This window comes from Dissulfurispira sp. (genome assembly GCF_036745535.1).
GTDB lineage: Bacteria > Nitrospirota > Thermodesulfovibrionia > Thermodesulfovibrionales > Dissulfurispiraceae > Dissulfurispira.
Genome location: NZ_DAIOFX010000070.1, coordinates 1 through 8,265, shown reverse-complemented (window position 1 = coordinate 8,265; position 8,265 = coordinate 1). Strand labels below are relative to the sequence as shown.

The 8,265-nt window shown below is 45.0% G+C and carries 8 protein-coding genes; 1 reads left to right on the top strand and 7 read right to left on the bottom strand.

Annotation, left to right across the window (positions count from 1 at the left end; genetic code table 11):
* On the top strand, nt 1–846 hold an 846-nt coding region (locus V7L97_RS10095), incomplete at its 5' end, for a DRTGG domain-containing protein (RefSeq protein WP_333655604.1).
* A 61-nt stretch (nt 847–907) separates the two neighbouring features.
* Here the strand turns inward: V7L97_RS10095 and V7L97_RS10090 are convergent.
* The 7 genes from V7L97_RS10090 to V7L97_RS10060 form a co-directional block, all read right to left on the bottom strand.
* Nucleotides 908–1,282, bottom strand: coding sequence for a response regulator (locus tag V7L97_RS10090; RefSeq protein ID WP_333655601.1), 375 nt, complete (start codon nt 1,280–1,282; stop codon nt 908–910).
* On the bottom strand, nt 1,272–4,700 hold the full coding sequence (locus V7L97_RS10085) for a response regulator (RefSeq protein WP_333655599.1): 3,429 nt from the start codon (nt 4,698–4,700) through the stop codon (nt 1,272–1,274). The genes V7L97_RS10090 and V7L97_RS10085 overlap by 11 nt, the downstream gene beginning before the upstream one ends.
* Before the next feature lie 198 nt (nt 4,701–4,898).
* Complete coding sequence (locus tag V7L97_RS10080; protein ID WP_333655597.1) at nt 4,899–5,495, bottom strand: hypothetical protein; 597 nt, start codon at nt 5,493–5,495, stop codon at nt 4,899–4,901.
* An 87-nt stretch (nt 5,496–5,582) separates the two neighbouring features.
* Nucleotides 5,583–6,080 carry a rhodanese-like domain-containing protein gene (locus tag V7L97_RS10075; protein ID WP_333655595.1) on the bottom strand — a complete coding sequence of 166 codons (498 nt, stop codon included), beginning with the start codon at nt 6,078–6,080 and terminating at the stop codon, nt 5,583–5,585.
* 29 nt (nt 6,081–6,109) lie between these two features.
* Nucleotides 6,110–6,670, bottom strand: a complete 561-nt coding sequence (locus V7L97_RS10070) for a universal stress protein (RefSeq protein WP_333655594.1) — start codon at nt 6,668–6,670, stop codon at nt 6,110–6,112.
* 2 nt (nt 6,671–6,672) lie between these two features.
* Complete coding sequence (locus V7L97_RS10065; RefSeq protein ID WP_333655593.1) at nt 6,673–6,819, bottom strand: hypothetical protein; 147 nt, start codon at nt 6,817–6,819, stop codon at nt 6,673–6,675.
* Nucleotides 6,820–6,832: 13 nt separating this feature from the next.
* Nucleotides 6,833–8,265: YeiH family protein (locus tag V7L97_RS10060; RefSeq protein WP_333655591.1), on the bottom strand; the 1,433-nt coding region annotated here is incomplete at its 5' end.

Sequence of the window (8,265 nt, the reverse complement as noted above, 5' to 3'; positions counted from 1 at the left end):
TTTGTCTTTAGCTACGAGGAACAAAATTTATTGTTTGAGGGAAAGATAAGGGATATAAAAAATAGGATAATGGAAGCAGTTGAATTACAGAAAAATAAAGATATTGTCATTATCGGAGGCGCAGCAGACCTCTTTGAAGGGGTATCTCTAAATATCGATGCCATCGAGCTTATAAAGGAGATGGATGCTTATATCACGATGGTGGAGTTGTGGAGGGGAGACAGCACTATGGATACCCTCATCGGGGCGTACAAACTTTTTGGCGATAGGTTTATAGGCGGTGTTATTAATAAAGTGCCGCAGAATGCAGCGGCCCATGTCAGGGAGAAGATAAGACCGTTTCTGGAGAAGAATGGAATTGCAATATTCGGTGTTTTCCCAAAGGACAGCCTTTTGGAATCCATCGCCATAAGACAGCTTGTTGAAATCCTTAAAGGCAGAGTGCTCTGCTGTGAGGACAGGCTCGATGACTTTGTGGAGAACTTTTCCATAGGCGCTATGGACGTGGACAGCGCCCTCGGTTATTTCAGCAGGATACCCAATAAGGCAGTAATTACAGGTGCCCACCGCTCCGACATACAGCTTGCTGCAATGGAGACTTCGACAAAGTGCATAATCCTTACAGGCGGACTTTATACAAACGATGTTGTCATCGGCAAGGCACAGTCAAAGGGTATTCCAATCATATCGGTGGCAGAGGACACCTTTACAGCCATTGACAGGATAGAGGCCACAGTGGGAAAGGCACGTATAAGGGAAAAGGGCAAAATAGCCCGTGCAAAAGAGCTTATTGAAGCAGAGTTCGATATGAAGAGGTTCTTAGAAATTCTAAGCACTAATATCTAAACTCTAAACAAAATGGATGGTTCGGATATTGTTTAGAATTTAGGATTTCGCATTTAGTATTTTATGAGTTGAGATAGTCTTCGATGGCTGATAGAAATTCCTTCATTTTAACGGGTTTCGGTATATATCCGTCAAACCCCTGTTCCAGGAACATCTCCTTGTCTCCCTTCATGGCATAGGCGGTGAGGGCGATTACCTTTATATTTTTTGTCTCGTCATGTGACTTTAAAATCTTTCCCACGGTCAGGCCGTCAACACCCGGCAACTGAATATCCAAAAGCACAAGGTCAGGTCTTTCCCTCTTTGCTATATCTAAGGCCTCTTCCCCTTTTGTTGTATGAAGGCATTCGTAGCCTCCTACATTGAGGAGGTCCATGAACAGCTCCAGATTAACCTGATTGTCCTCGACAACGAGTATCTTCTGTTTACTGCTCATATACCACTACCTTCTGCCCTCCGCCCTCTTTTGCCTTTCTAAGGGTCTGGTGAGCCTTGAATATGAGTTCCTCAGGAGATGACGCATCTCGAGGATAGTTTATTACAGAGACGGTTGCAGTTATCTTTCCCTGGGGCATTACCTCCTCGCCGTAAAATGGATAGCTGTCAATGTACGCAAGGAACCTCTTTGCTACAGCCTCGGCAGACGCCTTTAATGTACTTGGGAGTATGACCCCGAACTCATCGATTCCGTATCGGACAACAGTGTCGGAGCCTCGCAGGGACTTTCTCAAAAATTCGGCTATTTTTCTGATAACGATGTTTGACCTGTGGATTCCATGTGCCTTTATGTAATCCGTGAAATTATCGAGGTCGAGCATCAACAGTGTAAAAGTATTTTTATACCTCCCTGCCCTGCTTACCTCCTGTGCAAGGCGTATCTGGAAGTAGCAGTGGTCGAAAAGACCGCTTACCTCGTCCAGAAGTCCTGCCCTTGCAGGATAAGTGACTTCAAGGTCTCTTATGTGCATCAGCAGGTCTTCCTTTGTGAAATGGCTCTTCTGTATGCAGTCTTCTATCTTTCCTGCAAGCCTGAGCCTGTCATCTACTGTCAGGTCCTTTGCAGTAAGAATGAGTATGGGAATATCCATGGTGGTAGGATTGTTCTTTAGTATCTGCGCCACTTCAAAGCCATCCACCTCCGGCATCATGAGGTCAAGGATAACGAGATCCGGTCTGTATGCTACCGCCTTTTCTATGCCCTGTCTGCCTGAATTGGCCGTGATTACATTGTAGCCCGATGGTTCGAGGATGGATGTTAGCAGTTCCAGCACGTCGTCGTGGTCATCGATGCAGAGGATATTTACGGGCCTTCTCCCCTTCTTTGTGGTAAAGCTTAATTCCTCGAGCTTTCTAAGAAGGGTAATCCTGTCCACAGGTTTTACAAGATAATCGGAAGCCCCGAGGGTAAAGCCCAACTCCCTGTTATCTATAACAGAAGATATAATCACAGGAATGTCCTTCATCTCAGGGTCTGATTTCATCTCCTGCAGTATCTCCCATCCGTCCTTTCCAGGCAGCATTACATCGAGGAGTACTGCAAATGGCTTTAATTCTTTTATACGCCCTATGGCGGTGTCTCCATTATAGGCATGGGCAACCCTGTATCCCCCCTGTGCAAGATAGAGGGTCAGCAATTCAGAAGTGGAGGGGTCATCCTCAACAACCAGGATTAGAGGTGCATCTCCTCTTCTGTTCCTTGATATATCCACATCGTATACAGGCTCCTCTATTAGTTCAGGTTCTTTGATTTTTGCCACCTTTTCCATGGCAGCAATATCAAAGAGCGGAAGGATTACCGTAAACCTGCTGCCTTTGCCTTCCTCGCTCTCAACAAAAATCTCTCCTCCGTGGAGCTCCACGAGCTTTTTCGTCAGGGCAAGTCCAAGGCCTGTCCCCTCGTATCTCCTCGAGAAACTGCTGTCGACCTGCTCGAACTCAGAGAATATCTTTTCGTGGTTCTCTTTCTTTATGCCTATTCCAGTGTCAGTTACAGATATCCTCAGGCAGCTTTCATTTCCAGGACATATATTGGGATTCTTTACAGAATAGGAGATGTTTTCGCTGCTTATCAATTCGGTCTCCAGGAAAATGTCTCCGCCATCCTGTGTGAACTTTACGGCATTGGAAAGGAGGTTATAGAGTATCTGTTTGAACTTCACCTTATCTGCCTTAATGACGGAGACTTTGTTATCTATTTTTATGTTCAGATTTTGATTCTTTTTGTCTGTCAGGGGTTTTATTACTGTCTCCACCTCTGATATGGCATGGCGTACAGAGAAGGCTTCATAATGGAGCTCCATCTTTCCCGATTCTATCTTTGCTATATCCAGGATGTTGTTGATGAGCTGCAGTAGATGGCTTCCAGAGTTATATATGTTATTCACGTATCGCTTCTGTTTTTCTGTTAATGTCCCGAATACCTCATCCATGAGGAGTTCTGAAAAACCAAGGATGGAGTTCAGGGGAGTTCTGAGCTCATGGCTCATGGTGGCAATGAACTGGCTCTTCAGCCTGTTTGATCTTTCAAGCTCACTGTTTGCCTTTTCGAGCTCCATTGTCCTTTCGATGACTTTTTCTTCGAGCTTCTCATTTAATTCATGAAGTTCTAAATTCCTTTCTTCGATGGCCCTTTCGAGCTTTTTCTTTTCGGTTATATCTTTGCCGATGCCTACTGTTCCTATAATCCCTTTCTTGCTGCTCAGAATAAATGAGAGGGTCAGGCTGACATCTATATTCCTTCCATCCTTTGTTATCAGTTGGGTTTCATGGTTGGATACATATCCTTCCCTTTCCAGGATCTTCAGGATTTCGTTTCTCTCCCCGGGCCGCACCCAGAGGTTTTCGGCTTTTTCCCCTATTATTTCCTCTTTTGAGTATCCCAAAAGTCTTGACGCACCTCTGTTGAACTCAACGATACTTCCCTCAGTGTCGGTGGTTATGATTATATCGGCAGAATTGTCAAGGACATTCTTCAGATAATTCTGTGTCTCTGATATTGCCTCGATAAGCCTGAATTTTTCAATGGCATATGCAGCCTGTATTCCCAAAAGGGTGATGAATTCGATCTCCCTTTGCGTCCAGTTTCTTGGCTTAAAATCATCTATGTACAGGATGCCGATTGTGTGGTCGTTGGCAAAAAGAGGCACTGCCACGATACTCTTTATCCCTTCTTTAATGATGTTTCTGTTATCAACAAATGGATAAGTCTCTATATCCGGAATTACCGTGGGAATTCTTTTGCTCAGGATATGGTCTGTCATTCCGCCATCCCGCCTTTTCCATTGAACGACATGGGAGAAATCTTTTGAAAAACCGTGAGCTGCTTTTAATGTAAGGGCATCGCTCTTTTCATCGTACAGGGCAATACTTCCGGCAGGGGCGTTTACGGTGCGAAGGGCCTCCAACATCAGGGTATCCAATGCCTCCTCCAGCTTATCTGCTGATGTCAGGGCAACACCTATGCGGTACAGGTCTTTTGTCTCGTTAAGGAGGGCCTTTGTCTCCTCTTTTGATTGACGGCGTTTTTCGAGCAAATCCCAGATGAGCTTTGCGCTTTGTCCATCGATTACTTCTGTGCCCGGAGATTTCCGTTTCAGTATCTTAAGAATCTCGGCAGTTATACTGCTGTCGCCTGTTACATTGATAATTATGTCCGGCTTTTTGGCTGCAAGCTCTTTGAAATTATTGGTGATGGGAATATTAAACTGTTTTGCTATATCAAGACCGGGGGCATTGGGATTGATGTCTGCAATGCCTACGACATTGATATTCGGTTCTTTTAGTAAAACCGATAAAAGGGCGCTTCCGCCCTTTCCTGCCCCTATTACAGCGATGCTTCCCATAAAACCGTGCATACTGTCTGGTTCATATCTCCTTTTCCCTTTGTGGCACAGCATGTAATCCGCAAACCAGTTAAAAATAACAAATCAATATATAATCGGTTGCTTAACTCATTTTCTTTAGTATCAGACACATAACATGAAACTGTCAAGGTTAATTTAAAGTAAAAAGGCCATGGACGGATTCTGTATAGATAGGAGGCGGTGTGATTTTCATCTAAAACTCTTAAAAAGATTCCATGCAAGAACCAGTATTAGCAATAAAACGAGCTCGAGTATGGATATCTTTGTAACGATAATAGCGATCTTTCTTTCAGAAAGGGTCAGTCTTAACCATACCCTGTCCATAAACCACTTGAAAAATTTCTTCCATAATGTCTTTCCCTCAGCGAGTTTCAGATACTCTCCCACGCTTCTTAGCCAGAAAACAAGCTCGCTGCGGGTTCCCTTTAATATGGCCTCATCATCCGAATCGATTAAAAACCGATGTGCCAGCCGGATCCCGTCGCTGTCTTTTTCGATATTAAAGCTTATCTCCTTCAGTATCCCCTCTTCCACCTTAAAGGAAATCTTTTTATCACTCAAAAGCTCTATAACCTCTAATCCATGCGTTTCGGTCACCTCTTTTCCGTAATACTCAATGGTCGCCTCGTATCTGCTGCCCTCCTCAACTGGACCTTCGGTAAGGGGTTTGAGCTCTTTCAAGCTCCAGTAAGGAGAAAGCCTTAGGATTACATTCAAGTCTGAGAGGACTTTAAATGCTGTAACTTCTGAGACAGGCAGATTGATACTCTCCGATATGCTTTGCATCAGCAATATTTTACATCTTTCTCATTTTAATTGAAATGCGGGGACAAAATGTATGCCATTCATGCCCCCGCAGAAAGATACAACTTCTTATTTCTTGCCCTCTGTTGTCGGATAATCCTTTTTTATCCAATCAGGTAGTCCGTCTCTGTACCAGTAGATATTCTTGAATCCGAGGTGCTTAAGGAGCAATGCTGCTGCCGGTGAACGCCAGCACTTTACGCCGTTGCAGTAGTTAATGAGTACATCATCCTTTTTATACGTGTTAGCCAGTTTCGGGTTCTTAAGAAGCTCGTCCACGGTAAACAGCACAGCGCCTGTAATATGCTCCTTGTCATAATCAGCCTTCAGCCTGTTGTCCAAGAGTACGAATTTTTTCTTCTCGTCCATCATTTTCTTAATCTCATCGCCTGTTATGTTCTTTACTCCTGCTATGGTTGGCGGCATATCCTTTTTATCTTTTCCTGCAGCCTTCAGTGCCTCTACTTCCTTTATAAGGGCATCAGGCCATTCAGCAGCAGACGCGATGCCGAGACCAGCCAATGCAAATACAAAGCACAGCACGTTTATTGATAGTTTCTTTAACATTTTTACCCCCAAATTTTTAGTAAGAGCCATTAAGTCGTTGGGAAACCCGAAGACTTAAGGCTAATTTTGTTTGCCCCGCTAAACTCCACATCACCTCCCTCTAATTCCTTGTAGTTGACTTCTTTGATGAAGTTGCTTGAGTCGTTATTCGCCACGAGAACAGGACAGGGTGCGAGCTTTACGAGTTTTTTCAGAGATACCTTTGCTTTATACTCTTCTGACCTTCTGTTGCTGCTGCTTCCAATAACAATAAGGTCAATTCCCTTATCCCTTGCTTCCTCTGCTATAACCTCAGATGGTTCGCCCACCCTTATTGATATTGTGACTTCAATGCCTGTTGAGTGCTCCCTAAGGGCTTCCAATACCTCTTCAGCTCTGCGGTTAAACTCGGTTTCAGCATATTTGTAAAACTCCATCCGCGTACGGGATGGATGCAGCCATTCAATACCGACAAGCGAACTCCAGCCTTTATGTATTACATAAAGACCGTGGAGTTCTGAACCAAATTCCCTTGCCAGCCCTATAGCGTATGCCTCGGCCTTTTTAGCCCCTTCCGTGCCATGTGTAGCTACGAGTATTCTTTTAAACATGGCTACTTTAATGCGATAATCACAAATATTGCAAGTGCAAAAGCGATTATCAGCGCTGTCATGTCTTCCTTTCTCTCCGAGGCAAAGACACTGAGTGCACGCTCTTCCATCTGTTTCTGTTCCGCTGCTGTTGCCTTTTCTTCTGCCATCTCGGCACCTCCTTTAAATGTTTCCCTTAACAAAAAGCCATACTGCAAAGAATGATAGTATAGCCTTTGAGGCACCTGCGATTACTCCTATTACAGCTGCCTTCCCTCCTGCCTGGCGGATGGTCTGCCATGTGATCTGCATCCCGAGGCCTATGAGTCCAAAGGCAAAGAACCACATCATGTATTCCCTCATGGTCTCCAATGTCTTTGGCTTTGCCTGAACCTTCTTGTCAGCCTCTTTGAATACCGCTTTGAGGTCCTTATCCTTGGTAAAGTCCTGTGCCTTCAGGACGAGGTCTGTCTGTTCGGAACTTGTAATCTGTCTGTCAGCCACCAGTTTTTCGAGTGCTGCCTTAACCTTGGGATCGGTAACCGCGCCTGACTCGACAAATGCCTGTATCTTCTTCAGATCCCTTGTCCTAAGCTCTTTCTTTTCATCAAGCGTGAAGTTATAGAAGTGTTTTCCGTGAAGCTCATAATTCTTTGGCGTAAATACGCCTGTTGAACTGAAGGCGAACATGAGGATAAATCCAATAACAAAGATGGGGAATTTCTGTATGAGAATCTGACCGAGACTGATCTTTCCTGCCTCTGCCCCTTCCTCGCCCTTTGCAAACCAGACTGCGAGCAAGATGACAATAAACGGCAGGAATAGTATCCTTGTGATGTTGAATATTTCAGCAACCTTTAATGTTTCTATAGTGTTTGGATCAAAAATAAGGGCTGCTGCTGCGACCTGAGCAGAGTTGAGTATGCCTGTCCCTGCCCATGCGCCGAATTGAAGCTCGTTCATGCCTACTATTCTGGCTATGGGGGGAAATGTAAACAGCCCTACAACACCGACCAGAAGGAGCATGCCTATGGAATAGGCCATGTCGATACCGCGGGCCTTTACTACAGGCGCTGCTGCAACTGCTGCGGATACACCGCATACACCCATGCCAGCGCTGAGCACGCCTGTCAAAGGCCTTGGAGTCTTCATCATCTGACCGAGCCAGAGCACGAGTATGACAGTACCCATAACAAACGTCGCAATCAACACAACGCTTAGCGACCCAAGGTATCTTAATTCTGTAATGCTGTACATGGCGCCCAGTGTTATGACCCCCATCTTCATAGCCAATCTTGAAGTCTTAACCCCTGCCTGCATCCAGCCCGGAATACCGATGGTGTTAACCCAGATAATGCCGAGAAGGATTCCGAGGAGGATGTAGTTCAGGCCGAATATGGTTGCAAAGTCAAACCCTAAAGCAGGCTCTGCAGCCTTGCCCCATATCTTAAAAAGGGGCTCCAGATAGAACCTACAGACATAGGCAAGGATAATCATCATCCCCGCACCAGCCATGGGAGCCCGCACTACCTTGTCAAATTTTGATTTCATGGCAGGCTGGACAAGATTCCATATCCCGAATAAAGAGACTATTATTCCTGCCCACATTCCAACAC

Bases quoted from the DNA above. Each gene is read 5' to 3' on its own strand.
- V7L97_RS10090 (WP_333655601.1), bottom strand. From the start codon at position 1,282: ATGAGCAGTAAACAGAAGATACTCGTTGTCGAGGACAATCAGGTTAAT.
- V7L97_RS10085 (WP_333655599.1), bottom strand. From the start codon at position 4,700: ATGCACGGTTTTATGGGAAGCATCGCTGTAATAGGGGCAGGAAAGGGC.
- V7L97_RS10080 (WP_333655597.1), bottom strand. From the start codon at position 5,495: ATGCAAAGCATATCGGAGAGTATCAATCTGCCTGTCTCAGAAGTTACA.
- V7L97_RS10075 (WP_333655595.1), bottom strand. From the start codon at position 6,080: ATGTTAAAGAAACTATCAATAAACGTGCTGTGCTTTGTATTTGCATTG.
- V7L97_RS10070 (WP_333655594.1), bottom strand. From the start codon at position 6,670: ATGTTTAAAAGAATACTCGTAGCTACACATGGCACGGAAGGGGCTAAA.
- V7L97_RS10065 (WP_333655593.1), bottom strand. From the start codon at position 6,819: ATGGCAGAAGAAAAGGCAACAGCAGCGGAACAGAAACAGATGGAAGAG.